The sequence below is a fragment of the Paraburkholderia sp. 40 genome (assembly GCF_050434105.1).
Taxonomy (GTDB): domain Bacteria; phylum Pseudomonadota; class Gammaproteobacteria; order Burkholderiales; family Burkholderiaceae; genus Paraburkholderia; species Paraburkholderia tuberum.
This window is the reverse complement of sequence record NZ_JBNPVY010000004.1, coordinates 302,163-328,351: the sequence shown is the minus strand read 5'-3', so window position 1 is coordinate 328,351 and position 26,189 is coordinate 302,163. Positions and strand designations below refer to the sequence as shown.

Annotated in this window: 18 protein-coding genes and 4 pseudogenes; 12 read left to right on the top strand and 10 right to left on the bottom strand. The window is 60.4% G+C overall.

The window, feature by feature from the left end; translation table 11 throughout:
- The first annotated feature begins 225 nt into the window (after positions 1–225).
- From OKW28_RS23160 to OKW28_RS23135, 6 genes are all read left to right on the top strand, one after another.
- Positions 226–2,724: a CoA transferase gene (locus OKW28_RS23160; protein ID WP_429449239.1), complete on the top strand. Its 2,499-nt coding sequence runs from the start codon at positions 226–228 to the stop codon at positions 2,722–2,724.
- Between the two features lie 376 nt (positions 2,725–3,100).
- On the top strand, positions 3,101–4,192 hold the full coding sequence (locus OKW28_RS23155) for an ABC transporter ATP-binding protein (protein ID WP_429449237.1): 1,092 nt from the start codon (positions 3,101–3,103) through the stop codon (positions 4,190–4,192).
- Positions 4,193–4,231: 39 nt separating this feature from the next.
- Entirely contained in the window at positions 4,232–5,269 is a 1,038-nt protein-coding gene (locus tag OKW28_RS23150; protein ID WP_429449235.1) for a polyamine ABC transporter substrate-binding protein, read from the top strand.
- Between the two features lie 52 nt (positions 5,270–5,321).
- Positions 5,322–6,584 (top strand): ABC transporter permease, encoded by a 1,263-nt coding sequence (locus OKW28_RS23145; RefSeq protein ID WP_429449233.1) that lies wholly within the window; start codon positions 5,322–5,324, stop codon positions 6,582–6,584.
- A 4-nt stretch (positions 6,585–6,588) separates the two neighbouring features.
- Entirely contained in the window at positions 6,589–7,428 is an 840-nt protein-coding gene (locus OKW28_RS23140; protein WP_184040168.1) for an ABC transporter permease, read from the top strand.
- A 145-nt stretch (positions 7,429–7,573) separates the two neighbouring features.
- Complete coding sequence (locus OKW28_RS23135) at positions 7,574–8,581, top strand: MDR family oxidoreductase (RefSeq protein ID WP_429449231.1); 1,008 nt, start codon at positions 7,574–7,576, stop codon at positions 8,579–8,581.
- 113 nt (positions 8,582–8,694) lie between these two features.
- Here the strand turns inward: OKW28_RS23135 and OKW28_RS23130 are convergent, their stop codons facing one another.
- The 3 genes and pseudogenes from OKW28_RS23130 to OKW28_RS23120 form a co-directional block, all read right to left on the bottom strand.
- Positions 8,695–10,206, bottom strand: a complete 1,512-nt coding sequence (locus OKW28_RS23130) for a CoA-acylating methylmalonate-semialdehyde dehydrogenase (RefSeq protein ID WP_429454423.1) — start codon at positions 10,204–10,206, stop codon at positions 8,695–8,697.
- A gap of 155 nt (positions 10,207–10,361) precedes the next feature.
- On the bottom strand, positions 10,362–11,519 hold the full coding sequence (locus OKW28_RS23125) for an iron-containing alcohol dehydrogenase (protein ID WP_429449229.1): 1,158 nt from the start codon (positions 11,517–11,519) through the stop codon (positions 10,362–10,364).
- Between the two features lie 749 nt (positions 11,520–12,268).
- Positions 12,269–12,496: pseudogene (locus OKW28_RS23120) on the bottom strand (IS1634 family transposase); the annotation flags it as partial.
- A gap of 399 nt (positions 12,497–12,895) precedes the next feature.
- On the opposite strand from OKW28_RS23120, the gene OKW28_RS23115 reads away from it, so the two are divergent.
- Positions 12,896–13,825: a LysR family transcriptional regulator gene (locus tag OKW28_RS23115; RefSeq protein ID WP_429449227.1), complete on the top strand. Its 930-nt coding sequence runs from the start codon at positions 12,896–12,898 to the stop codon at positions 13,823–13,825.
- A complete protein-coding gene (dctA, locus tag OKW28_RS23110; RefSeq protein ID WP_429449225.1) occupies positions 13,822–15,123 on the top strand; it encodes a C4-dicarboxylate transporter DctA in 1,302 nt (433 codons plus the stop codon). The genes OKW28_RS23115 and dctA overlap by 4 nt, the downstream gene beginning before the upstream one ends.
- Before the next feature lie 15 nt (positions 15,124–15,138).
- Here the strand turns inward: dctA and OKW28_RS23105 are convergent, their stop codons facing one another.
- The 5 genes from OKW28_RS23105 to OKW28_RS23085 all read right to left on the bottom strand — a co-directional run bounded on the left by OKW28_RS23105 (position 15,139) and on the right by OKW28_RS23085 (position 22,419).
- On the bottom strand, positions 15,139–15,921 hold the full coding sequence (locus OKW28_RS23105; RefSeq protein ID WP_429449223.1) for a substrate-binding domain-containing protein: 783 nt from the start codon (positions 15,919–15,921) through the stop codon (positions 15,139–15,141).
- A 45-nt stretch (positions 15,922–15,966) separates the two neighbouring features.
- Complete coding sequence (locus tag OKW28_RS23100) at positions 15,967–17,265, bottom strand: MFS transporter (RefSeq protein ID WP_429449221.1); 1,299 nt, start codon at positions 17,263–17,265, stop codon at positions 15,967–15,969.
- A gap of 137 nt (positions 17,266–17,402) precedes the next feature.
- On the bottom strand, positions 17,403–20,102 hold the full coding sequence (locus OKW28_RS23095; RefSeq protein WP_429449220.1) for a CoA-binding protein: 2,700 nt from the start codon (positions 20,100–20,102) through the stop codon (positions 17,403–17,405).
- Between the two features lie 10 nt (positions 20,103–20,112).
- Positions 20,113–21,411, bottom strand: a complete 1,299-nt coding sequence (locus OKW28_RS23090) for an ATP citrate lyase citrate-binding domain-containing protein (RefSeq protein WP_429449218.1) — start codon at positions 21,409–21,411, stop codon at positions 20,113–20,115.
- A 567-nt stretch (positions 21,412–21,978) separates the two neighbouring features.
- Positions 21,979–22,419: a hypothetical protein gene (locus tag OKW28_RS23085; RefSeq protein WP_429449216.1), complete on the bottom strand. Its 441-nt coding sequence runs from the start codon at positions 22,417–22,419 to the stop codon at positions 21,979–21,981.
- A gap of 287 nt (positions 22,420–22,706) precedes the next feature.
- On the opposite strand from OKW28_RS23085, the pseudogene OKW28_RS23080 reads away from it, so the two are divergent.
- Positions 22,707–23,174 (top strand): annotated as a pseudogene (locus OKW28_RS23080) (DUF932 domain-containing protein); the annotation flags it as partial.
- Between the two features lie 56 nt (positions 23,175–23,230).
- On the opposite strand, the pseudogene OKW28_RS23075 reads toward OKW28_RS23080, so the two are convergent.
- Positions 23,231–23,473: pseudogene (locus tag OKW28_RS23075) on the bottom strand (recombinase family protein); the annotation flags it as partial.
- On the bottom strand, positions 23,454–23,621 hold the full coding sequence (locus tag OKW28_RS23070) for a hypothetical protein (protein WP_429449214.1): 168 nt from the start codon (positions 23,619–23,621) through the stop codon (positions 23,454–23,456). The pseudogene OKW28_RS23075 and the gene OKW28_RS23070, both read right to left, overlap by 20 nt.
- Before the next feature lie 148 nt (positions 23,622–23,769).
- Here OKW28_RS23070 and OKW28_RS23065 point away from each other — a divergent pair, with 148 nt between their 5' ends.
- From OKW28_RS23065 to OKW28_RS23055, 3 genes and pseudogenes are all read left to right on the top strand, one after another.
- The gene (locus OKW28_RS23065) at positions 23,770–23,952 is read left to right on the top strand and encodes a hypothetical protein (protein WP_429449212.1); all 183 of its coding nucleotides are present in this window, start codon (positions 23,770–23,772) and stop codon (positions 23,950–23,952) included.
- Positions 23,922–24,407 (top strand): annotated as a pseudogene (locus tag OKW28_RS23060) (ATP-binding protein); the annotation flags it as partial. The gene OKW28_RS23065 and the pseudogene OKW28_RS23060, both read left to right, overlap by 31 nt.
- 159 nt (positions 24,408–24,566) lie before the next feature.
- On the top strand, positions 24,567–26,075 hold the full coding sequence (locus OKW28_RS23055; protein ID WP_429449210.1) for an integrase catalytic domain-containing protein: 1,509 nt from the start codon (positions 24,567–24,569) through the stop codon (positions 26,073–26,075).
- Positions 26,076–26,189: the final 114 nt, after the last annotated feature.

Sequence of the window (26,189 nt, the reverse complement as noted above, 5' to 3'; positions counted from 1 at the left end):
GTGCGCGTTCACTCCAGCGGCCTGAGTCATAAATAAAACAACCCCATCGTCGTTTTTTTTATTGCTTTACCGGCTCCCCGTTGTATCCGACAGTGATCCCGAGTTCGTCGCCAAGGCCACTCGCCTCGCATTCGAAATGCGGTTGATTGGTGCTGGCGGCGACCCACCACAATAATGACCTGCGTTTCGGAAGATCTGCAGGTCCTGGAGATGAGTCGGTGAGCCATGGGAAAGCATAATCAACTGCCTTTTAGCGGCGTGAAAGTCATCGACTTTGGCCAGTACATCGCCGGCCCGGCCGTGGCGATGATCCTGGCGGATCTCGGCGCCACCGTCATTCACATCGATCCCCCTGCCGGGCCGCTTTGGGACAGCCCGGCCAATGCCGTACTGAACCGCAACAAGTATTGCCTGCAGCTTGACCTGAAGTCCGCGCAGGGGCTCGAGGCGGCCATGGCATTCATCGCGCGTGCCGATATCGTGATCGAGAACTTCCGGCCGGGCGTCATGACCCGGTTGGGCCTGGACTTCGTCGAGCTGCGTCGTCAAAGGCCCGAGCTCATTACGCTGTCCATCCCTGGCTTCGCCAGCAACGACCAGTTGCGTCGTCACTGGCGCGCCCTCGAGCCGATTATTGCGTCGGCCTCCGGGGTATTCACCGATATGGGTCAGAACCGCGTACTGATGGGGATAAACCCGAGCTTTTCGCCGCTGCCGCTAGCATCGTCCTACGGCACCATGCTGGCTGTCTCCGCGGTGGCACTCGCTCTGCAGGCGCGGGAGCGCACGGGAGTGGGTGATCAAATCGAGGTACCTCTGGCCGCGGCGGTGATGGAGGGGCTGTCTTACAACTCGATCAAGATCGACGGTTATCCAGAACGCTACAAGACCTTGCGCGAAAAGGAAACTGAGCGGCGGCGGTCGGAAAATCTTCCGATGAACCTCAGCTACGAAGAACTGCAAGAATATCTCGACCCCTTTTACCGCACATACGAGTGCGCGGACGGTCGCAAGTTCTATGCGGTATGCCCGTCACACCGCTCGCACGCCAGGCGTTGCCTTCAGGCGATGGGGCTGTACGAGGAAATGCTATCTGCCGGGCTGCCGACAGTGAGCGACCCATACCTTCCTATCTCTCAGTGGGAGGGGGACGCCTCACTCGGTGTCTACCCGTTGCCTGATCGTTGGGCCCGGCGCATTTCGGCACGCATGAAGGAGGTGTTCCTGACCAAGACAGCAGCCGAGTGGGAAAAAATCTTCGGCGAAGGCCGTTTTCCCGGTGCGCCCCACCGCTCGACTCAGGAGTGGTTGCACGACGAGCACGCCAACGCCGCTGGTCTGGTGGTCGATGTCGACGACCACCAGTACGGCAACATGAAACAGCCTGGCGCGATCGCCTGGCTGGAAGACAGTGCCGAACTGATGCTCTCGCCCGACTCACGCCGCACGGTGAGTCTCAAAGAAGCCCTGGACATCCTGGATGAGTGCGCGTCCACGGCACTGCCGACCCCATCCGAACAGCATGTTGGCGGCTGGCTTGACGGTGTGCGTGTCCTCGATTTGACCAACGTCATCGCGGGTCCGCATTCGACCTCCTACCTCGGCCGGTTCGGCGCCGATGTCATCAAGCTCGACCCCGTAACACCCAACTATGATCCCTGGAACACAGTGGTCTTTGGCATGTCTTCGGGCCGCGGCAAACAAAGCGTCCTGGTCGACCTGAACCACCCTGACGGACGCGAGGTGTTTAATCAATTGGTTCGTTCGGTTGACGTGATCGTGATGAATGCACCGGACCGTCAACTGGCACCGTTGGGTCTTGACGAAGCCAGTCTCCAGGCCGTCAACCCTGGCGTGATCTTCTGTCAACTGGATTGCTTTGGGGGACCGCGTCGCGGCCCGCGGACCGATTATCTCGGTTACGACGACTTGATCCAGGCCAGCACCGGCATCATGCTGCGCTTCGGCGGCGGCATGGCAACGCCAGAGGAACACGCTCACGTCGGAACCATTGACGTGAATTGCGGGTTCGCTGCAGCGCTCGGCATTGCCGCCGCGTTATATCGCAAAGCCAGAACCGGCCAGATCAGCCGTGCCCGGACCTCCCTGGCATCGCTCGGCAACCTGGTGCAGATTCCCTTCTGCTACGACTACCCACGGCGGGCCCCGTTCGATGAGCCTTCCGGCCGTAGCGCCCAGGGCTTTGGCAACCTGTCACGCTTCTTTCGGGCCGCGGATGACTGGTTGTATGTGGACGCCAGCGCAAAGGAACTGGACAAGCTGAACGCCGTAGAGGGGCTGACGGGCATCCGCGACGCGGCGGATTCCGCAGCGTTTCTCAGCTCCGCGCTCGCCACGGCCTCCGCCGAAACCTGGCAGACGCGGTTGCAAGCGGCCAATGTGGCGGCAGCCATTCCGGACAATATCGACAACTTGCGCCAACGCTACAGCCGCCCTGCAGACAATCGTCCGGGCATCGATAACGGCAGCTATTCATTCAGTGTGTATGCCGAGCATCCGAGTGGACGATGCGTCACCCAACTCGATCCTTTTGCGATTCGCCCTCACGTTGCTCCGATCCGCGCACTGGCGCCAGCAGAAAAGTTTGGTGCCTCGACCCGAGAGGTTCTGCGCAAGATGGGCTACAGCGATACCCAGATTACGACGTTGATTGCGCGAGGGGCGGTGGGCGAAAGCTGGTGCGAAGAGTATTTGCCCAGCTGAACACGTCACAGTTGCGGGCAAGCCGGAACAATCGCGACCGTTCCGCTGATGTGTGGACGCGAACGATAGCAGCAAGCACCTTAAAAGAAAAAAGGCTGTAGCCAAGAGGTGTTCGAATATTTATAAGATTGGAGACGAAGATGCATGTACGACACCGCAAGCTCCCGGGTACCGAAAACACCCGGCGAGGCGCAGAAATCGTTATCGAGAACCTCAATCGAGCGACGCAGCACATGGCGCGAAGACGCCCATGGCGAGGCACGGGGAAGGAGGTACCCTGTGCGCCTCCCTTTCGCCGCAGCCGATCTGCAGACACAGCGCTACCGCCTGCGCTGCCAGGTGCCTTCCGCACCGAAAGACATTGAGGGTAACGATCATGCAAGGCCAGGGCAACACATTTGTGAGCTTCCGCAATGTTCGGAAGACATACGACGGAGAAACACTCGTCGTCAAAGACCTGAATCTCGACATCCAGAAGGGGGAGTTTCTCACTTTGCTCGGTCCGTCCGGCTCGGGAAAGACCACCTGTCTCATGATGCTCGCCGGGTTTGAATACCCAACCGATGGAGAAATCTGGCTGGACGGTCAGTTGCTCAATCGTATTCCGCCGCATAAACGCGACATCGGAATGGTATTTCAGAACTATGCACTCTTCCCACACCTGACCGTCGGACAGAACCTCGAGTATCCCCTCAAGGTTCGCAAGATGCCGCCAGACGAGCGGGCCGCGCGCGTCAAGCGGGCGCTCGAGATGGTCCACATGGAAAAGCTGGGTAAGCGAATGCCAGGTCAGCTCTCAGGCGGTCAGCAACAGCGAGTGGCGCTTGCGCGTGCGTTGGTGTTCAACCCAAAGCTTGTGCTGATGGACGAACCGCTTGGCGCGCTGGACAAACAGCTGCGCGAGCACATGCAGATAGAACTCAAGGCATTGCACGAATCCCTTGGCCTGACCTTTGTGTACGTCACACACGATCAAGGTGAGGCGCTCACGATGTCAGATCGAGTAGCGGTCTTTGATCAGGGGGTGATTCAACAGCTCGACCAGGTCGACTCGCTCTACGAATCGCCGACGAATCTGTTTGTAGCCAACTTCATTGGTGACAGTAACCGGGTGGAAGGCACCGTCGTAAGCCGGGACGGTACCTATTGCGAATTGCGTATTGCAGACGGTACGACCGTACGTGCGCTGAATGTTGCCGGGCTCAATGTCGGTAGCCACGCCACAGGCATGATCCGTCCCGAGCGGCTCTCGATTGGACGGCAATCCGAACAGCAGCGCAATGTCATCAACAGCGAAACGCTTGGGATGATCTACTTCGGCGATCACGTCCGGCTACGCTGCCGCTGCCCCGGAGAAACAGAGTGTTTCGTGAAGGTTCCGCTCGGGCAGGACGGGGCGGCCCATGTCCAACCGGGAAATCGAATCGCGTTGTCGTTTCATGAAGATCATCTGAGAGTTTTCAATTGACCACGCGTAGCGAAATCACCTTGTGCCAAGGAGAACGAAATGAGGCTATTTAGAAATACGGTCAGCGTGGCTGCCATGATGTGTTGTTCCGCTTTCGCTTTGGCCGACGGCCTTACGACGGTCAATTACGGTGGCGCCGTGGGGAACGCCGAGAAGGCTGCCTGGGTTGAACCGTTCTCGAAAGCGAGCGGTATTCCGACGAATGCGATTGAGTACACGGGCGAAATGGCCAAAGTCAAAGCGATGGTCGACGCCAAAGATGTTACGTGGGATGTCGTTGAAGTCGAGTCGGCAGACATCGGACGCGGCTGTCAGGACGGACTCTTCGAGAAGCTCGACTGGTCGAAGATCGCGAAAAAGGGTGATCTGGTGCCTGGATCGGTGACTCCCTGCGCTGCCGGCACATTCGTGTGGTCGACCGTGCTGGCATACAACCCGACGCTGACGAAGGGCACGCCACAGGGCTGGAAGGATTTTTGGGACGTCAAGAAATTTCCTGGCAAGCGTGGCATGAAGAAGGAGGCGCGTTATAACCTCGAATTCGCACTGATGGCAGATGGCGTTCCGGCGAAAGACGTGTACACCGTGCTGGGCACGGAGGCTGGCGTCAATCGGGCGTTCAAGAAGATGGACGAACTCAAGCCACACATTCAGTGGTGGGAGGCTGGCGCACAGCCGCCGCAGTTCCTGGTCGCCGGTGACGTTTCGATGTCCACCGCGTATAACGGCCGCATCGACGCCGCAATGCGGGCAGGGAACAAGAACCTGGGTATCTCGTGGGACCAAAGCATCTATGAGCTGGACTTTTTCGTGATTCCGAAGGGCTCGAAAAATAAGGATGCAGCCGAGAAGTACCTTGCCTACGTGCTCGAACCTCAGGCTCAAGCTGCGTTCGCGCGGCACATTCCATACGGGCCAACCAACAAGAACGCTTTAAAGTTGCTCGATGCAGCCACTCTTGAAAACCTGCCAAACTCGCCGAAGAACGGCAAAGCCGCTATCCCCAACGACGTAGAGTTCTGGACCGACCACGGCGACGGGCTGGAACAGCGTTTCACCGCGTGGGCAGCGAAATAACGCGAATCGTGTACCCATCGCTCGAACGCATGGGTACGCGAAGGAGAGAGACATGAGCGCAGTAACTACTCAGCAGCAGGATTGGCATTTGCGTGAGCTCAAGCGATCGCTTAGGAACGTGAATTTACGTAAGCAAATGGCGGCGCTGGCGCTGGTCGCTCCTCTTGCTATTTTCATTTTTCTGGTATTCGTGATGCCCGTTGCATCCATGATTTCGCGGTCGATTCAGAGTCCGGAAGTCGTTGACGCGTTGCCAGACACGACGGCGGCGCTGCGAAACTGGGATCGGAAATCGGCAGTTCCGGATGAGGCTTTTCGCGGGCTGATGCTGGATATCGAGCGCAACGGCGGGAACAACAGTTCGGGTACCGCTGCCGGTCGACTGAACGGGCAGAAGCCGGGTTTCCGTTCGTTGTTTTACAAGACTTCGAGCGCACTTCCGTTCGGCGACGATGATTCGGCGTTGCCTGCGCACGAGGTTCGACAAAAGCTGATCGAAATCGACAGGCGTTGGGAAGATCCCGGTTACTGGCAGGTAATCGCTAAAGATTCATCCCGATACACAAGCCAGTATCTCCTCGCGACGATGGACTACCGTCGCAATTCTGCCGGTGACATCGTTCCGGTTGATCCAGGCGCCTCGGCATTTCGGGAGGTATTCAAGCGAACGTTCGTGATTAGCGGCCTGGTAACGCTCGCCGCGCTGCTCCTTGGCTACCCCCTGGCATACTGGATCTCCAGTCTGCCGGCGGGTAAGGCAAATCTGCTGATGATCCTGGTGCTCCTTCCCTTCTGGACTTCGATCCTCGTGCGGATCTCCGCCTGGATTGTCATCCTTCAAGGATCGGGCCTCGTCAACAAGGCGTTGCTGTCGCTGGACCTGATATCGTCTCCATTGCCGCTGCTGTTCAACCGGACGGGGGTGCTGATCTCGATGACTCATATCCTCCTGCCATTCATGATTCTGCCGCTGTACAGCGTCATGAAGTCGGTGCCAGCCAGCTATACGAAGGCAGCGATCTCGCTGGGTAGTCACCCGTTCGGCGCGTTCTGGAAGGTCTACTTTCCGCAAACGCTGCCAGGAGTCGGCGCCGGCGGACTGCTGGTATTCATCACGGCTTTGGGCTACTACATCACTCCCGCATTGCTGGGCGGAGCCGGCGACCAGATGGTGAGCTACTACATCGCGTATTTCACGAATGTGGCCTTGAACTGGGGGATGGCGTGCGCACTGGGAGCGGTTCTGCTTCTCGTGACATTGATACTCTTCGGTGTTTATCGAAAGATCGTCGGCAACGAACTGAAGGTAGGTTAGGACCATGAAAACGACCGTATCGCGTTTTGCACCTTATACATCGGCCCCCGAGATCGCGTGGCACTACTTTTTGCGGTCGACCAATGTCATGATCCTGCTTTTTCTGGTCTTGCCGATACTGGTGATCATCCCGCTTTCTTTCACGGACAATACATTCCTGGTCTATCCGATACACAAGTTCTCGTTCAAGTGGTACCACAATCTGTTTACGTCGATTGACTGGCTTCGTGCCGGAAAAAACAGCTTCATCGTAACCCCGCTTGCCACGATCCTGGCCACTGTCCTCGGGACGTTGGCCGCGTTGGGCCTCAACAAGGCGACGTTCAAAGGCAAGGGCGCGCTGATCGGCATTTTGATCTCGCCGATGATCGTGCCGGTGATCGTCACTGCCGTCGGGATGTATCTGTTCTTTGCGAAGTGGGGGTTAGCCGGGTCGTACCTTGGTCTGATTTTGGGTCATACCGCTATCGCTGCTCCATTCGTGGTGGTCACTGTCAACGCCACCCTTGCCGGGTTCAACCAGAATTACGTGCGGGCGAGCCTGAGCCTCGGTGCGTCGCCCGTCACGACGTTCTTCTCCGTCACCCTGCCCATCATTGCGCCGGGCGTTATTTCTGGAGCCCTGTTTGCATTCGCCACGTCGCTCGATGATGTCGTCATCACGATGTTCATCGCGGGTCCGACACAAGGTACATTGCCGTTGCAGATGTTCATCGGCCTCCGGGAAAACATTACGCCGACGATTGCTGCCCTTGCGACAATTCTGATTGTATTTTCGAGCCTGCTTCTGGTGACGATGGAGTGGCTGAGGTCCAGAAGCGCGGCGCGACAGATAGCGACGTGACACTGCTTGCCGCGGCACCTGTCGCATTATTCCCGCGGAAGCCGTCGGGCATGGCGTAGTGGTACATCCTTGAATGGTTTATGTTGTCTGGATGTACCATTTCGCCTTGCCTGCCCGCCTGCGTTCACCGTCAGAGAGGACAGGCATGGCTTTTTCAGCCCTTTATCTGCAGCAGAATGACAGCGGTTTTTCGGCCGGGGTTACCAGCCTCGATGACCGAACCCTCGACGAGCATCCCCTCGCAGCCGGCGAAGTGCTCATTCGTATCGCGCACTCGACGCTTAACTACAAGGACGCGCTAGCGGTCACGAACCGCGGTCCGGTCGTACGCGCCTGGCCAATGGTCGCGGGTATCGATGGCGCCGGCGAGGTGGTGACATCGACAGATTCTCGCTGGAAAGCGGGAGATATTGTCCTCGTCAACGGATGGGGCCTCGGCGAAACACACTGGGGGTGCCTCGCAGAGAAAGCCCGCCTGAAGGCCGACTGGCTGATTGCGGTACCGCAGGGACTATCAACGGCCGAAAGCATGGCAATCGGGACGGCCGGTTACACGGCGATGCTATCCTGCCTTGCGCTGGAACAGGCCGGTGTCAAGCCGGCCGACGGTGAAGTCCTCGTGACCGGCGCGAGCGGCGGTGTGGGCAGCGTGGCAATCTCGCTATTGAGCAGTTGGGGATTTACGGTCGTGGCATCGACGGGCAAGCCGGAGCAGGCGCATTTTCTGAAGCGTATCGGCGCCGCCGATGTGGTCGATCGGGACTCGCTGTCGGCAGCCGGCAAGCCGTTGCAGAAAGAGCGCTGGGCGGCGGTTGTGGATTCTGTCGGCTCGCATACGCTTGCCAACGCATGCGCACAGACGAAATATGGCGGCGCCGTAACGGCATGTGGTCTCGCGCAAGGCATGGAGTTCCCGGCGAACGTTGCGCCTTTCATTCTGCGCGGTATAAAACTGTTGGGCATCGACTCGGTTATGTGTTCGATCGCTCATCGTCAGATAGCGTGGAATCGGCTCGCTGCGAATCTGGATCGAGCAAAGCTCGCCGAACTCACGCACCGAATAGCGTTGCACGACGTGCCGGAGGCAGCCGTGCAAATGATGGATGGAAAGCTGAGCGGTCGCACGGTTGTCGACATTTGCCGCAGCGCATGATGTCGGGCGCTGCCGTTCGGATTTGAAGGCCTGCGACTTCAGGACCGGTGGTGTGCTCTCCCGTGCCGGGATGTGGCAGCACGGGAGATGTAGCGGGTTTTGCAGTGGAAAGGCTACCTCGCCGTCGGCATCGCGAATTCGGCACCTTGCTCGATACTCTCCGGCCAGCGTTGCATGATTGACTTCTGACGCGTATAGAACCGGACGCCTTCCTCGCCATACGCGTGCGTATCACCGAACAAGCTACGCTTCCAGCCGCCAAATCCGTGCCACGCCATCGGTACCGGGATCGGTACGTTGATGCCAACCATTCCAACCTCAATTCTCCGGCCAAACTCGCGCGCGATGTGTCCATCGCGAGTGTAACAGGCGACGCCATTGCCGAATTCGTGCGCGTTGACCAGGTCGACGGCCTCTGTAAAGTCCTTCGCACGGACGCAGGACAGCACCGGTCCGAAGATTTCCTCTTGATAGATTCGCATCTCGGGCGTGACGTGGTCGAACAACGTGGCACCGGTAAAAAAGCCTTCCTCGTGCCCCGGAACCTTGAGGCCACGTCCATCGACAACCAGCGACGCGCCTTCTTCGACGCCAATCGCGATGTAGTTTTCAATGCGTTCCAGCGCCTGACGTGTGACGATCGGCCCCATCTCGGCGTCGGGCTCCGTGCCGTTCTTTACTATTACGGAGCGTGCTCGATCAGCGAGCCGCGGAATCAGCTTGTCCGCAACGTCGCCTACGAGGACTGCGACCGAGATCGCCATGCAACGTTCACCCGCGGAGCCGTAGCCTGCGCCGACCAAAGCGTCGACGGCTTGATCAATGTCAGCGTCGGGCATCACAACCATGTGATTCTTCGCTCCGCCAAGCGCCTGGATCCGTTTTCCGTGCTTTGCCCCCGTCTCGTAGATGTAGTTGGCAATCGGCGTCGAACCGACGAAACTGATCGCTTTTACGTCAGGATGCTCGAGTAGCGCATCCACGACTACCTTGTCCCCCTGCACGACGTTGAACACGCCGTCAGGCAACCCGGCTTCCTGCAGCAGGCGGGCCATGTAGAGCGAAGCTGACGGATCACGCTCGCTGGGCTTCAGAATGAACGCATTGCCTGCGGCGATCGCGATCGGAAACATCCAGCAAGGAACCATGCACGGAAAGTTAAAAGGCGTGATTCCGGCGACAACGCCGAGTGGTTGCCGGGTCGTCCAGTTGTCGATGTCGGTCGACACCTGTTCCGTATGGTCACCCTTCAGCAATTGCGGAATGCCGCAGGCAAACTCGATCACATCGATGCCCCGTGCCACTTCGCCTTGCGCATCGCTGAACACTTTTCCGTGCTCGGCGGTCATGATCGCTGCCAGTTCGTCCTTGTGCTGGTTCATCAGTTCGAGAAAGCGGCGCATGACGCGCGCGCGACGGATGGGTGGCGTATTACTCCATCCCTGGAACGCCTGTTTCCCCGACGCTACGGCGGCACTTACGTCGGACGCGTCGCCGAGGTGCAGCATGCGTGCCGGAGAACCGGTCGCGGGGTTGAATATCGGCTGCTTTCGAGTGCCTGTGCCTGGCACGCGGCGACCGTTGATGAAGTGAACCACGTCTGCGTCGTCGTTGAAGGGCTGCATTTCATACTCCTTGCTGGGATCGGAACAGGCTCTAAGGGCCACAAAAATGGGCGATGGGAATAGCGTTCTGCTTCCCGATGCCAAGAGTTGTTGTCGCATCTGAATGACCTTCACTTCGATAGATCAGATGCGGTTTTTTTGAGTGGGGAATTTGCTTACCAGAGACCGCGGTAGAGCTCGACCATTTCCTCGACCGAGGGCACGCGTGGGTTATTGCCAGGCGAGCCGGAGGCCAGAGCCTGCCGTGCCATGGTCGGCATTAAGCTGAAGAAGCGCTCGCGGTCGATACCAAATTGTTCGGGCGTCGGCACCTGAAGGTCATCGTTGATCGACCGCAATTCAGCGAGCAACCTGGCGTTGGCGGCCTGCGTACTGTCCTGCCTGTCAGCCACGCCCATGGCACGAGCGCAATCAGCGTAGCGTTCTTCCGCCGCCGGGATCGAGAACGCGGTCACACTGGGCAGCAGCATGGCATTGGACAGCCCATGGGGAACGTGGAAAAAGGCGCCGATCGGTCGACTCATGCCGTGTACCAGCGCCACGGACGCAGCGGAGAACGCCACACCCGCGAGCGTCGAACCGAGCATCAGGGCTTCGCGGGCGGCTGTATCCTGGCCGGATCGATAGGCTTTACGCAGATTGGGGCCAATCAAGCGCATGGCCGCCAAGGCCTGACTGTCGCTGTACAGGTTGGCTTTCTGGCTGACGTAGGCCTCGATCGCGTGGGTCAGCGCATCAATACCCGTATCGGCGGTGACGCGCGGCGGCAGGCTGAGGGTTAGGTTATAGTCGACCAAGGCTGCCACGGGCATGAAGCCGATGCCCACACAAAGCATTTTTTCGTCGTTCTGCTGGTCAGTGATGATCGTGAAACGGGTCACTTCCGAGCCGGTTCCCGCAGTGGTGGGCACCGCGATAATGGGCAACCCAACCTCGGTAACAACGCGCGGAAACTTATAGTCGCGCATTTCTCCACCATGCTTGGCAAGAATGCCAATCGCCTTGGCGCTGTCGATCGGACTGCCGCCGCCCAGTGCGATGATACTGTCGTAGTCTCCTGCGCGAGCCTTCTCCACGCCAGCTCGAATCGAGTCAACCGTGGGCTCGGGGACCGTATCAGCGAAAATTTCGGCTGTCATGCCATTGGCGGCGAGATTTTCCTGAATGCGCCCGGCATAGCCCAGCTGCACCATCATCTTGTCGGTGATGATCAGAGGTCGACTGCAGCCGAGAGTCGCCAGAACCGTGGGAACTGTCTCGCTGGCGTTGGCGCCGACCTGAAGGATGCGCGGCAAAATCACTTGGTTAGACATATCGAATCCAGTAATTAATGTCGGTTAAATATAAAAAGCTATCCGGGATCTAATCATTAATTGATGTCTTCATCTCGATGCCTTGTATTTTTGATAATTTAGATAATCAAACATCGATATCTTTGATATTGGGAATGGTGAAACTTGCCGGAGCGGTATGGTTTTCGGTGTTCCTTAATTCCCAGTTAGGCATCACCTGTTCGAGAGGTCCCTGCAGGCGTGCATCGCGATGACGCAATAAATCCCGCGTCATTAACAGAGATAGCAGCAAGGTGATATGCCCATGGCCGGGCCGGCCGTGTGTTGGCCGAAGTGAATGGCCCCTGACTTCGTAAGCCGGTAGTTGATTAAGCTTCTGTCCATATGACTCATCGACTCGTCTCCCGGACCCGCAGATTTTCTGCAATGCAGGTCATCATTGTCGTAGGTAGCCGTCAGCACTGATCAATCGCGTTTCGGCTGCAAGCTGCCGTGGCGGCGCGCTGAGGTTACTGTCGGGTAGAACGAGGAGCGGGTAAAGCAATAAAAAAGACGATAATGGGTCCGCTTTACTTATGGCTATGGCCGTCGGGGCGAGGTGAAAGGCTATTTTTGCCCATCCCCCGAAATCTGAAAATCCTCCGAAAACCGCTGCCAGGCTTGGGCTTTCAGGGGTGTACTGCAGCAAAAATAGCCGACCGGTTTATTCTCCACATCGGGAATCGAGCTCCCGCAAGGCGTGTTGCAAGTCGAGGTCACGACTGCTGTTTCCTGAAATGATCGATGACGCGGCCCACGCGCAAGGCAATCGCCTCCATGCCCTTGAGCCGGTTGCGTACGCGCGTGGTCGCCTCGGCAATCTTGCCCAGTTCCTGTTCAGTGGCCTGCAGCAAGACCTCACGCTTGCGGGTGCGCTCGTCGGCCAGCAGCGGATTGCGGCACACCACCAGCCGCTTGCCGGGGAACGCTTCACTGGTCACCTTGAGCAGGTTGCGTTGCGCATGCGGTTACCTCCAAGGCTTCGATTGAGGAGCAGCATCCGGCATAAGCCGGCCATCAGGAGTCGCTCGACAGGCTTTCTCGAGTGACCGAAGGTCGGCGTATATTCGACGTCCAATTGATCCCTCATATACGAGAGGGGAACGCCATGCCGAACATACCCGCAATGCTTGCGGCTGTGCACGATATAAAGACGCAGCTCGACGGGCTGCTATTGCGAGGGCGCGTGCAAGATACTGGCGAACATCGTGTGCCTGACTATCGCTTATCGTATCGGGTCGGCCCCCCGATCCCGCCTTCGGTAATCCCTCGCGGGCTAATCACCGAGTGTTGTCCTCGATGGGCGCTTTCACCCGCATCATGCAAAATAGCCGCATCGAAAATGCGGAGGATGGCCCGTGGGTGTCAACTTCGACCTGAACGATTTGCAGGCGTTTCGAGCCGTGGTGGAGTTGGGTAGCTTCCGCAAAGCAGCGGAGGCGGTCAATATTTCGCAGCCAGCGCTGAGCCGGCGCATCGAGAAGCTCGAAGCGGCGCTCGGTGTGCGGCTCTTCGAGCGGACCACTCGCAGCGTGACGCTCACCACCATAGGTCGCGTGTTCGCCCCAAGCGCGGAACAACTTCTCGACGATCTCGATGTCGCATTGCTCGGCATCCGCGACGTCTCCAGCAGCCGCCTCGGTCATGTGACCATCGCATGCGTGCCGTCGGTCGCCTACTATTTCCTGCCGAGCGTCGTTGCCGCCTATCACAGCCGCTATCCGCGCATCCGGGTCAAGCTGCTGGACTCGAGCGCCAACGAAGTGCTCGGCTCGGTCATCAGCGGTGAAGCCGATTTCGGCGTCAGCTTCATGGGCAGCCAGGAAACCGAGGTCGAGTTCAAGGTCCTGCTGCAGGAACGGTTCGTCGCCGCGTGCCGTCGCGATCATCCCCTTGCCCGGAAAAAGCAGGTGACCTGGAACGAGCTTTATGAACACGAATATGTATCCGTGGACAAGACCTCTGGCAACCGCCTGCTGCTCGATCAGGCGTTGACCAACGTGCAGCCGGCAACGCCGAGTGTTTGCGAGACTCGTCATGTCACCACCATGCTCGGCCTGATCGAAGCGGGACTCGGTGTCGCAGCGGTGCCTTCAATGGCAATGCCCATGCGCGACCATCCGATTTTGACCAGCGTGCCGCTCGTCGATCCGGTCGTGACAAGGCGAGTCGGTATTGTCAGACGCCGGGGGCGTCCGCTGGCGCCGGCCGCACAGCAGTTCTATCAGACGATTCTCGACACGAAGCGCAGCGGCATGGCCCGCGCGGCGAAGAAGACCTCGAAATGACACTGCCAAGGCCATTCCGGCTGCTTTACGTCCAGGTCCTGCTTGGAATGGGGCTCGGCATGACCGTCGGCCACTTCTGGCCACAGGTCGGCGCGTCGCTGAAACCGCTCAGCGATGCGTTCGTCGCGCTGGTTCGCATGATGATCGCGCCAATCGTCTTCTGCACGATCGTCATCGGCATCACGTCGCTTGCGAGCGACTCGAAGATCGGCCGGACCATCGTGAAGGCGCTCGCGTTGTTCTACGTGCTCACCATCGTTGCGCTCGTTCTGGGTCTCGCGACCGCGTTCGCGCTGCATCCGGGTGCGGGACTGCACATCGACGCGCATCATCTGGACACGGCCATCCTGGCGCAGTATTCGACGCGCACGCAGTCGCACGGGCTCGTCGAGTTCGCACTGCATCTGATTCCGGAGACGCTCGTCGGCGCCTTCGAGAAAGGCGAGGTTCTGCCGGTCCTGCTGCTTGCCCTTCTGTTCGGCTTCGCACTGAACGCCAGCGGAAGCGCCGGACGGCGAGTGCAGGAATTCATCGATAGCGTCGCACACGTGCTGTTCCGCATCCTCGCGCTGATCATGCGGCTTGCCCCCGTCGGAGCATTCGGCGCGATGGCGTTCACGGTGGGCCGTTTCGGCATCCGTTCGATTGGCTCGCTCGGCATGCTGATGTTGTCGTTCTATGTGGCGTGCCTGCTGTTCGTCGTCTGCGTGCTCGGTCCCCTCGCACGCCTGCATCGCTTCTCCCTGTGGCGTTTGCTGCGCTACATTCGCGAGGAACTCGTCATCGTGCTCGCGACGTCGTCGACCGAACCGGTGCTGCCGCGCCTCATCGTCAAGCTCGAAGCGCTTGGCTGCGACAAGGGCATCGTGGGTCTCGTGCTGCCCGCCGGCTATTCCTTCAATCTCGACGGCACGGCGATCTACCTGACGCTCGCCTCGATGTTCATCGCCCAAGCGTGCGATGTATACCTCTCGGGCGGCCGGATCGCGACGATGCTCGTGGTCATGCTGATCACGTCGAAGGGCGCGGCGGGCGTGTCGGGCAGCGGACTGGTTGCGCTCGTCGCGACGCTCGCCGTCATTCCCGATCTGCCGGTTGCAGGCGTCGCGCTACTGGTCGGCATCGATCGCTTTATGTCCGAGGCGCGTGCCCTGACGAGCGTGATCAGCAACGCCTGCGCGGTGATCTTCGTATCGATGTGGGAGCGCGCCTGCGACCGAACGCGTCTGAAGGATGCATTGAGCCTGGCGCATGAGCCCGAAGAAGCTTTCGATCAGCCCGCCGACCTGCCGGGCTGAATCGTTGCCGTCGTCTCAATGCGTGGCGACGGAATCGAGCCCGGTCGATGTCACCTCCGGCTGCACGGCGGGCGACGCGAGATAGTCGAGCAGCGCTTTCGCCTCCTTCGGATGCTGCGCGCCGACCGGGATGCCGGCCGCAAAGCGCGTGACGGACTGTATCGACTCCGGAATCTTGCCGACGTAAGCCGCGCCCTTCACCGGGAGCAACTCGCTCACCTGCTGAAATCCCACTTCATAGTCGCCGGTTGCAACCACCGACGCCACCGGGATCTTCGGGATCATCTTCGCCTTGGTCTTCACCTGTTCCTCGATGCCGAGCCGCTTGAACAACTCGCGCTCGATATAGACGCCGCTCGCGCTATCCGAGTAAGCGATCGACCGGGCATGCAGCAAGGTTTCCTTGAGCGCCGCCTCAGATCCGATGTCGGGCTTCGGCGCGCCATCGCGCACGACCATCCCGATGCGCGAATCCGCGAGCTCGACGCGCGAATCGGGGATCACCTTGCCCTGCTTGATGAGGTCGTCGAGTGCATAGCCGACCATGATCACCACGTCGGCAGGCTCGCCGCGCCGAAGCCGGTTCGGAATGGCCTCCGGCGACTTGCCCATCGACGGCCCGAGCGCGGTATCGAGCGTGTTGCCCGTGGACGCCGCGAACTTCGGGCCGAGCAGCTTGTAGGCGGCGGTGAAGCCGCCAGAGCTCATCACGTGCAGTTCGGCGGCCTGTACATTCGCCGCAGCGGCGGCGCTGCCGAGGAGCGCCGCGGTGCAGAGTTTCAGAAGGATGGATTTCATGGTTGAAAGAACATCAGGCTGAAGTTCGAGGAGCGAAGCGATGCTTCAGGAAGCCGCATGCAGCGGAACGCGACGGCGCCGATACAGTGCGAGTGTGGCACCGAGCCCGCACACCGCGGCGAAGCTCATCCAGTAGCCCGGCGCGGCTTTATCGCCCGTCATGTGAATGAGCGCGGTCGAGATAACGGGTGTGAAACCGCCAAAGACTGCCGTCGCGAGGCTGTAGGCCAGCGAGAATCCAGCGACACGCACTTCGACCGGCATCACTTCGGTGAGCGCGACGATCATCGCGCCGTTGTACATCCCGTACATGAACGAGAGCCAGAGCAGCACAAGCAGCATATTGACGAAGCTCGGCGCGTGAGCCAGCAGCGATAGCGCGGGGTAGGCGGTCGCAATTGCCAGGATCGTCATTCCGAGGAGGAGCGGACGGCGTCCGATCCGGTCCGATAGGGCGCCACCAATCGGCAGCCAGATGAAGTTGGAGATCCCCACGCACAGCGTGACGAGCAGGCTATCGGCGGTGCTCAGATGCAGGACCGTCTTGCCAAACGTCGGCGCATACACCGTGATCAGATAGAAGCTCGTGGTGGTCATTGCGACCAGCAGCACGCCCGCGATTACGACATTCCAGTTCTGCACGAGCGTCGTAAAGACTTCTTTCATGCTCGGGCGATGCTGGCGCTGTTTGAATTCCTGCGTTTCCTCGAGATTGCGCCGCAAGATGAAGATGAACGGCACGATCATGCAGCCGACGAAGAACGGCACGCGCCATCCCCACGCAGCGATCGCCGCCGTGTCGAGCCACTGATTGAGCGCGAAGCCGAGCGCGGCAGCGATGACGATCGCCACTTGCTGGCTCGCCGACTGCCAACTCGTGAAGAAACCCTTGCGGCCCGGCGTCGCCATCTCGGCGAGATAAACCGATACGCCGCCCAGTTCCGCACCCGCGGAGAAGCCCTGCAGCAGACGGCCAATGAGAACCAGCGCCGGGGCGAATAGTCCGATCGTCGCATAGCCGGGCACGAACGCGATCAGGATGGTGCCGCTCGCCATGATCGACAGCGTGACAATCAGGCCCTTGCGGCGACCGACATCGTCGATATACGCGCCGAGGATGATCGCGCCGAGCGGCCGCATCAGGAAGCCCGCGCCGAACACTGCGAACGTCATCATCAGTGAAGCGAACTCGCTCCCCGCCGGGAAAAAGACCGCGGCAATCTGCGTGGCATAGAAGCCGAACAGGAAGAAGTCGAACTGCTCCAGGAAGTTGCCTGCCGTCACGCGTAGCACGGCGAATGCCTTCGATTGCCCGGGGGCCAGCGGGGGTGAGGAGGGATGCATCGAGGTGTCTCCAGAGATTTTGAACGCGGTGTTCGGGCGATTTGTTGTTTGTCGAATATTCGCCCGAACCACACGAAACGATAAGTGCTATTTTCGAAACGATTGATGTCCGTTGATTATCAGTGTCGGCGAAGCGCTCAAGCTACGAAGCGGCACTGGGACGCGGGCGTTCGGGTGTCCATGTTGCGCCCCCGGTTCAGATGATCGTCGATTTCCGCCGCACATCCGAGCATGCGGGGATAAAGGAAGATCGTGAATGCGGCGGTTTCCAGATCGGTCTCAGTCAATTCACCACGTTGCAGCGGCTGCCACAGCATCTTCAGCAGCAGCGCCGCGATCACCGCATCGACGTTTACGCAGTACACGTTGCGGGAGACGCCGGCATCAAACAACGCCTGCACCAGTTCGCGATAGAAAGCATGGAACACGTTATATTCCCCACGCTTCCCGCACAGTTCCGCGATGAACACTTCGCGCGGATCGTAGTTGACCGGCCTGTCCTTGAAGACGGGATGGTTCACGCCCGGCAGCTTCGCGATATCGAGGCTGCCGGCATGCTTCTGTCGGGCCTTGTACTGCGCATAGCGCTCGACCGAGCGCTCGGCCAGCGAGCGCAGGTCCACGCCGTGCGCGGGGTCGGACGGATCGGCAAGCCCGCTGTCCCTGAACGCTTCGATCAGGAAGGCGATGCCTTCATAGCCATTGCCGCCGTGCGTATAGCCTGTATGGGTGAGAAAGCCGACCAGCGCCTTGTTGAGTTGCACGCGCTCGGGGCTTTCCGGGCCGTCAGCGGATACCGCGCCCTTTGCTCCTTGCGCCGAGATGGCGCCCGGACCGTTGGTGAGCAGCAGACCGACGAGCGTCTTGAAGGCGAACAGATCGTTGGGCCCCGGCGCGAGGTTGAGCAACGCGGCAAAACAGATTTCTGTCAGGCTGCGTTCGTTCAGCAGCGCTTGCGTGGTAAAGCCGCAAAAGCCGTCGGGACGGTGTCGCGAGGCGTCCGCCGATGCACCGATCAGCGTCCCGAACAACATGGTCCACCAGGGCAGGCTCTCGGCCGTGACGCGCGAGATGCGCTTGCGCATCAGCGGTCCCCACGCGAGCGTCATGGAGATCGCCGCCAGAACAGCGTCTGCCGTCGGGTGAGCGGGCTGAGACGTGAGCCAGCGCACGGGGACCGATCTGACTCGACGCTCGGCGAGTCCCGCGAGCATCGCTTCGGTGCGCAAATCGCGCGTGTCGGCAAAGAGCGGCTCGCAGCCGCTGACGTCGATCCGGGCGATGTCAAAGTTCTCGTCGAGCGCACTCGTAAGGCCGGCTGCCGAGAAGCGTTCGATCATCCATTTCGCGGCATCCCGCGCCGCGCGCTGACGATTCGGCCCGATGATCGAGGCCGCGGCGGCCAAGATGGCGTTGGGTGCATTGCCGGCTTCGCGTGCGGCTTGCGCTGCCGCGAGTTCCGGCGTTCCGTGCAGATTGACGGACGCAGCGATCGCCACATCGATGAGTTGTTCGTCATTCTCGCCGCCGAATTCGTGCAGCAGGGCAAGGCCGACGTTCGCTTCGAGCGAACGCGTCGCGGCCTCCAGCATTGACGCGCCGTGCAGGCTGCTCACCTGCGTCTTCGCGTCCATCTGCGACGCGCCCGATGCATCCTTGAGCGCCTGGCGCGGAGCGATCACGCCGATCTGTCGATTGACCTGATGGACCTGCTCGTTATATGGCGCAACAGCTTCCACGACCGGAATCCCGAGGCCGTCCGGCAGCGCGATGCCCTGATCGGAGCCAAACCACGGCTTGAGTGCGAGACTGCCCTCCGACTCGAAATCGGGCATCGTCGCGTTGGCGCGCATCACGGCGCTCAGCGCGGCCGGGATGTGCGCGATGTTCGTCACCACGGCACCCTTCGTCGAGCAGCATGGATCATCCGGCGTGAAGAGGCGCTCGACGCCGAACTTCTGCATGAACCAGCGTTCCTTGGCTTGCGCATCGTCGTTGCCGCCGGCCATCGCGCCGGCGTGGCCGACTGCCCGCGTGAGGCGGCTCTTCCACCGTCCCACGACGCACGCGACGACTGGCTTCGTGAAGACCGCATCGGCCTCGTAGTAGCCACCCGGTTCGCAGTAAAGCACCGCAGCCTTGCTGCGCGCATCGTTGGCGAGCGCGAACGCGAATTCAGGCGCGGCATAGTGGATATAGACGTCCTTGCCGCTGGAAATGACCGTCGACGTGCCCCAGCCACCCATGCGCAGGTACTGTGCGATCGTCGTGCTGAAGCCACCGGAGTTGGAGAAGATCGCGATCGAGCCCTTGCGCAACGAATCGTCAGGATTGTCGCCGCCGAGCGCTCCGCCGATCCTCACGCGATTCCACGAATCGGCGACGCCGAGGCCGTTCGCGCCGAAGATGTCGATGCCCGCCTGCTGGCCCATTGCGCGGATTTCGCGGGCGTCGTGGACCGCGATCTTCTCGGTGATGATGAAAATCTTCCGCAACTCGGGATTCACGCGGATCAGTTCAGCGACGCCGTCGCGGGCCGCGGACGGCGGCAGGTAAACGACGCCGCAGTTGAACCGGTGTCCCGCCTGCAGCCCCTCACGGACGTTGTTGTACACGGGGATATCGCCGGCCGGCGTCGCGAGCACTTGCCCGCCCTTGCCCGGCGCCGTGCCGAATACGACGTTACCGCCCGAGAATGCGTGACTCACGGGCGTCACGTCCGACGATTCACCGCCCAGGATGTTGAGCACGCACACGCGATCCTCGCGCGTGGCGATCTGTGCAAGTGAGTTGACGCCAACGAAATACTTGAACGTATTGCTGCCTTGCTTGTACATGTCGATCTCCTCAGGCACGAGCCGTTTCGGTTTGCCTCGGTGACGCGCCAATCCTTGCTGCGATCTCGGTGCGGCCGCCGGCGCGCATCCAGGCGTCCGCCCGGCGTGCGTACTGGATCACTTCGCTGATGTCAGAGTCGAAGCCGAACAGCCGATAAGGCAGGCCCAGCGAGTCGCATGTGTCCCTCAGCGCCGACATGCCCCGCACGAGGTTCGGACCTCCACGGCCCAGCACGACATAGAGCGGCGTCGGTCCGTGCTCGCTGAAGTGCTCGCGCAGGGCGTCGGCCATGGCGCGCAGCGTCTCGTAGATGTCCGTGTTATTGGACTTGCCGCCAATGATGAAGAGCACGTTCGCCTGTTCGAGCCAGTGCCTGAAACAGATGCGCGCCACTTCCTTCATCTTCGCGTAAGGCGGATTGCCGCCGAAATCCGACGAGATGATCGCGGCGTCGCCGAGCATTTCGGTCACGAGCGAGTTGGCGCCGCCGCCGAAGGTCGGGGCGAGGATCGTCCCCTTCTCGTTGATCACATACACGTCGCTCTGGCCCTGATGGGTGCGAAGCTGGTTGATCTCCTGCTCAAAATCGGAGTAGTCGGCGGCGAACAGATGGGGCGGCAGGCCAAGACGCGCCCAGCGCGGATCGTCGCGATCGAAGCCGCACTTGAAGTCGCACGCAACCGGCGTAAGGCGACCGTGCCTGTCCTCGCGCATGCGGATCGGGTTCAACTCGAGCGTCGTCATGCCGAAGTCGTGAAAGAGTTCCCAGAGTTTCGGCAACTGCTGCACGAGCGGCGAAATGATCTCCTTCGGCGCGCCGATCTCGCTCAGTGCATTCGCTACGACGAACGCCTTCAACCCGGTCAGCGCATCGAACGGCACCATCGCCACCTGCTTCGGGTCGACCTCCTCAATGTCCATGCCGCCCACGTGCGAGAGCGTCATGGTCGGCGCACGAAAACGCGTGGAGTCGGTGATCGAGAAGTAGACCTCATGCTGGGCCGGAACGCCGGCTTCGAACGTCACGCCATTCGATTTAGCTTTCAGGTGGCCGACGGAATGCTCGGCAAAATACAACCGCTCTTTTTCGATCAACGCCGTCTTGAGATCGGTCGCGCGGCCGAGTAAACCCGCCTTCCCCTTCTTTCCGACTCCGCCTTTGAAGACGGGTTTGATGAATATCCGGCGATGACGATCGATCAAAGTCTTGATCTCCTCCTCGCTGGCGCTCGGGCCGAGGATCTCACTCGCCGGGAATCCGACGAATTGCAACAGGCGCGCGCCGTGCAACATACCGGTGATTTGCATGAAGTTGTCTCCTGAAGGGCATAGCGATATAAAAGAAACGGGTGTTCGGATTGGTCGTTAGGCGAAAGCGCCAGGCGTGACAAGCGGCCGTGACGCCGATGGCGGCCGGAATGCGTGGCTGATGTGGGTTGAGTTGTCCGGTGCTCGAACCGGCTGGGGCTCGAGACTACCCGGCCCAAAGGGCGATCGTGCCGCTCCAGGTGCGCCTTGCGTTGTACATAGCCTTGTCTCCGATGCGTTTTACTTTCGTTCCAATCTCGCTGGAATCTTGAGTACAGATACTCACGCAAATGGAGTTACGCGATAAGTGCATTTTTTCGAAGCATTGATGTTTGGACGTTATCAATGCAGCTGGAGGAAACGTGGCACACCGCCACGTTCCTCTGCGCTGCGTGTCCGGGCGGACGGGTCAGCGGTCCAACCTGTGATGTGACTTCAGTTGATGGTCCGTCATGGACGAATGAAGCGACATTCGACATATGCAAGAGACCGTCCGGTCAGGGTCGCTATGTAAACCTCCGCATAGCGACCCACAGGCGCTATTGGCGATTGCTGTCAAGCCACCGCTTAGAGGCGCACCAGTTTCGCCAGGACGGACTTCAAGCGCTGCTGTAAAAAATCCGGATCCACCGCGATCAGATAGTTCCCTTGTCCGAAAATTCGACGCACATACGAGTCGGCCCGCGTGTCCAAAGCGATGCAGAAGCAGCGGAGTCCAGCCCGCCTCGCATGCTGCACCGCGACCCGGGCGTCTTCGACCAGATAGGCATCGCGTGTCACGTCGATGTCCGCGGGTGCGCCATCCGTCACCATCAGAATGGCGCGGATGCCCTCCGACTGGTCCTCGATTAGCGCGGTCGCATGGCGGCGTTGGCGTGAAACCTCGCAAAACGGCATGTCGAAATCCAGATAGCGTTCATCGTGGACGTGTTTTCGTGTGTTGGAGGCAAAGCCGTGAACGGCAGCCCGGTGGCCGCCTTGCCAAACCGCACCTGCATGCCCGGTCAACCCGGGGCATGGCATGCACCCGACTCCCAGGTTCCTGCCCTTGACCCGCGACCGTAGCCGATAGCGAGCAGGCATCAAGGGGCGAGGGACCGTGTTACCCGCACCCCTCCCTCGCCTCTTTCCTTGACGCCTGCCCGCTATCGGCTCCTCAAGTCGCACGGGCGGGAACCCGGGAGCCTGGCGGCAGCAAAGCCAACCCCGAGTTCCACCGGAACGTGCCCAGCCGCGACTGCAAGGCACATCCCCTCGCCCGGTTCAGGTCCCCAACCTTGACTGTGGAGATTGCCATGCAACTCGCTTCTTCCTTCCATTACGGCGCCCCAATGCTGCGCGCCGATTCCCCTCTGTCGGACGACCAGATCCGCCGCGTTGCCCCTTCCATCTTCGCGCACGGCAAGCACGAAAGCCGTTCCGAACGCTACACCTACATTCCCACCATCGACGTGCTACGCGGCCTGCGCAACGAAGGCTTTCAGCCGTTCATGATCTGCCAGACCCGCGTGCGCGACGAGGGCAAGCGCGAATTCACCAAACACATGCTCCGGCTTCGGCATGCTGACCAGATCACCGGCGAGGAAGCCGACGAAATCGTGCTGCTGAACTCGCACGATGGCACCAGCAGCTACCAGATGCTGGCGGGCACATTCCGGTTTGTCTGCCAGAACGGCATGGTCGCGGGCGAGAACATCGCCGATATCCGCGTACCACACAAAGGCAACGTCATCCAGAACGTGATCAATGGCGCATTCGACGTGTGCCAGTCACGCCCGTTGCGCGCGAGCCGGGACGCTTCGATACAGAATACTGCGCCCACCGCGCCGCTACAAAGGGCGGCCAGCAAGCGCTCGAAGCCGGGCCGATGGATACCCGAGCCCGAGCGGCCCAGGTCGTCATCGATGACCGTCACCTCAGGCCAGCCGAGCACGCGGGCACGATCGGCGAGTCCATACTGACGTAACTGGCTCTCACGATTATGCTGCACCTGGTCCAGCGTCGACTGACGAACGTAGACATAGGCGAGGCGCGAGAGATGCTCAGCGCGGATCTTGTTCATCGCGCACCTCCATCTCGATTGCATCGATCACCGACTGCATCAACAGTGTCAACTGGGCCACTACGTCCGCTAACACCTCTGCGGGCAGAGGTCCTTCCTCGCTGCTCCCCTCGAACAGATCGTGCTGCATCATCACCTGTTTGCGCATCACCGTATCCCCTGTGCGTTGACAACACTGAAGAAGATAAAGCGGCGCTGACCAGGCGCTGAAGTTCGATCAACGCCCCGTGCGGTAATTCCGGCTGCACAACGATAGACATGCGAGTTGCTGCTTCGCCGGTCATCCACGGCGGAAGATGAGCGCGAGTGCCATCGCGTTGCATGATGATCAGGTACGACTCGCCTCGATAGCGATTCATTCCAATGACATTAACGCGCTCGCCGAAGCGCGGGTGAAACGGATAGCAGACAACGACATCGTCGCAATGATGATGGGCAGTGTGTTGCAGGTTCGCCGGGTGCCGGGAAGAGCCATTTAGGCTGTGGCATCGGCCATGCGTTGATCGACGCCGGATACCGGGTGCTGTTCACACGCACCGGCGAAATCGTGCAGAAGCTGCAGGCGGCCCGCCAGAGCCTGCAATTGCCATCGATGCTTGCCAAGCTCGATCACTTCGACCTGATCATCCTCGACGACCTGTCATACGTGCGCAAGGATCAAGCGGAAACGAGCGTGCTGTTCGAACTCATTGCCGAACGATATGAGCGGCGCAGTCTGCTGATCACGGCCAATCAGCCGTTCTCTGGCTGGAGCGACGTGTTCCCCGATCCGTCGATGACGGTGGCCGCCATCGATCGCCTGGTCCATCACTCGACGATCTTCGAGCTGAACGTCGAAAGCTACCGGCGTCGCAGCGCCGACGACAACAAGCGCGCGCGGCGGCGTCAATTACCCGAGCCCGAATCGGAGGGAGCGACAACTATGACGATCTGAGCCGCAGCAACTAACCCCGCCGACCGGCCAAGATAGTTGTCGCTCGGGCGGCGCATTGACTCATCAGAAATGCAACTCGCGCTGACCTGTTGCCTCACGTAGTTTGCTACCCGCCGGATTGTCCGGCGGGAGCGACACGAGGTGACGAGGCAAATCAGCATGACGACACGCAAGGAGTTGGTGGCAGCATTGCAGTTGCGGTATAGCAGCGCGGCGTTTGGTGACCGGATCAGGATTCTCGACGAGTTCGTGGCTCTGACCGGATATCACCGCAAGCACGCCATCCGGCTGCTGCGGGAGCAGCCCGGCGCGGCAAAGGGGACGCGCGAGCGCAACCGGCTGTACGACGAAGCGGTACGCCAAGCGCTGACGGTGTTGTGGGAAGCGGCCGACCGGGTCTGCGGCAAGCGCCTGAAGGCGTTGATCCCGAAGCTGGTTGATGCCATGGAGCGGCACGGCCGTCTCGACCTGGATCCGGTCATCAAGGCCAAACTCCTTGAGGTCAGCGCGGCGACCATCGATCGCATGCTGGCCAATGCACGTTTGCAGATCGACGGGCAGCGCAAACGCCGCACGGGTGTGGGCTCGGCCATCCGGCGCAGCATCCCGGTGCGCACCTTCGCCGACTGGCGCGATCCGCCGCCAGGCTTCTTCGAGATCGACATGGTCGAACACTGTGGCGGTCCGAAGACCGACGGTGACTTCGTCCACACGCTGACGCTGACCGATATCGCCAGCGGCTGGACAGAATGCGTGGCCATGCGAGTACGCAACCAGATGCTGGTTATAGAGGCGTTTGACAAGGTGGCCGCCGATCTGCCATTCGCGATGCTTGGAGTGGACTCGGATAACGACACCGCATTCATGAACCAGAGCGTCTTCGACTACTGCAAGGAACATGGTCTTGAGCAGACCCGCTCGCGGGCCCACAAGAAGAACGATCAGGCCTGGGTGGAGCAGAAGAACGGCTCCGTCGTTCGGCGACTGGTCGGTTATGGCCGCCTGAGCGGCGCCGATGCGAGGAACGCGCTGGCGCAGCTGTACGCGTCATCGCGGCTATACATCAACTTCTTCCAGCCTTCGTTCAAGCTGAAGTCCAAGACGCGCGATGGCGCGCGCGTGCATAAGGTCTACTTTGCGCCGGCGACGCCGTGCGATCGGCTTCTGGCACACGACAGCGTCGAACCAGCTATCAAGGAAAAGCTGAAGGCGCAGTTCAACAGCCTCGATCCTGTGCGCCTGCTGCAGGAGATGCGAACGGCTCAGCAGACATTGAGCGAGTTCGCGGCCCACGGCGTGCGCGCTGACGCAGCGCCAGCAGACGAATCAGACGTTGCCGTCTTCCTCGCGAGCCTCTCTTCGGCGTGGAAGGAAGGGGAAGCACGTCCAACGCACCGAAAGCAACCCAAGGCAAAGCACTGGTGGAAAACCCGGGTGGATCCTTTCGCCGACGCGTGGCCGGTTATCGAAGGGTGGCTGATCGCCGAACCCGCTGTGTCGGCGAATGAATTGATGGACCGGTTGGCGACGATGGTTCCGGACGCCTATGCGAGCAAGGCACAGCTTCGAACGCTACAGCGCCGGGTCAAGGCATGGCGCGCCGAGCGCGTGAAAGAAATGGTCCTGGGCTGCCTGCACAAGTCCGCCGAGACGCCCGCTCAAGTGTGAGCTGCGGAAAAGTTGAAAGCCGGCGGGGGCCGGGCGCTTCGCGCCCGGCAAACCCCCGAAAGAAAAGAAGAAAGAAACCGAAACGACAACAATCCGTCGGGTAACATTCCTTCG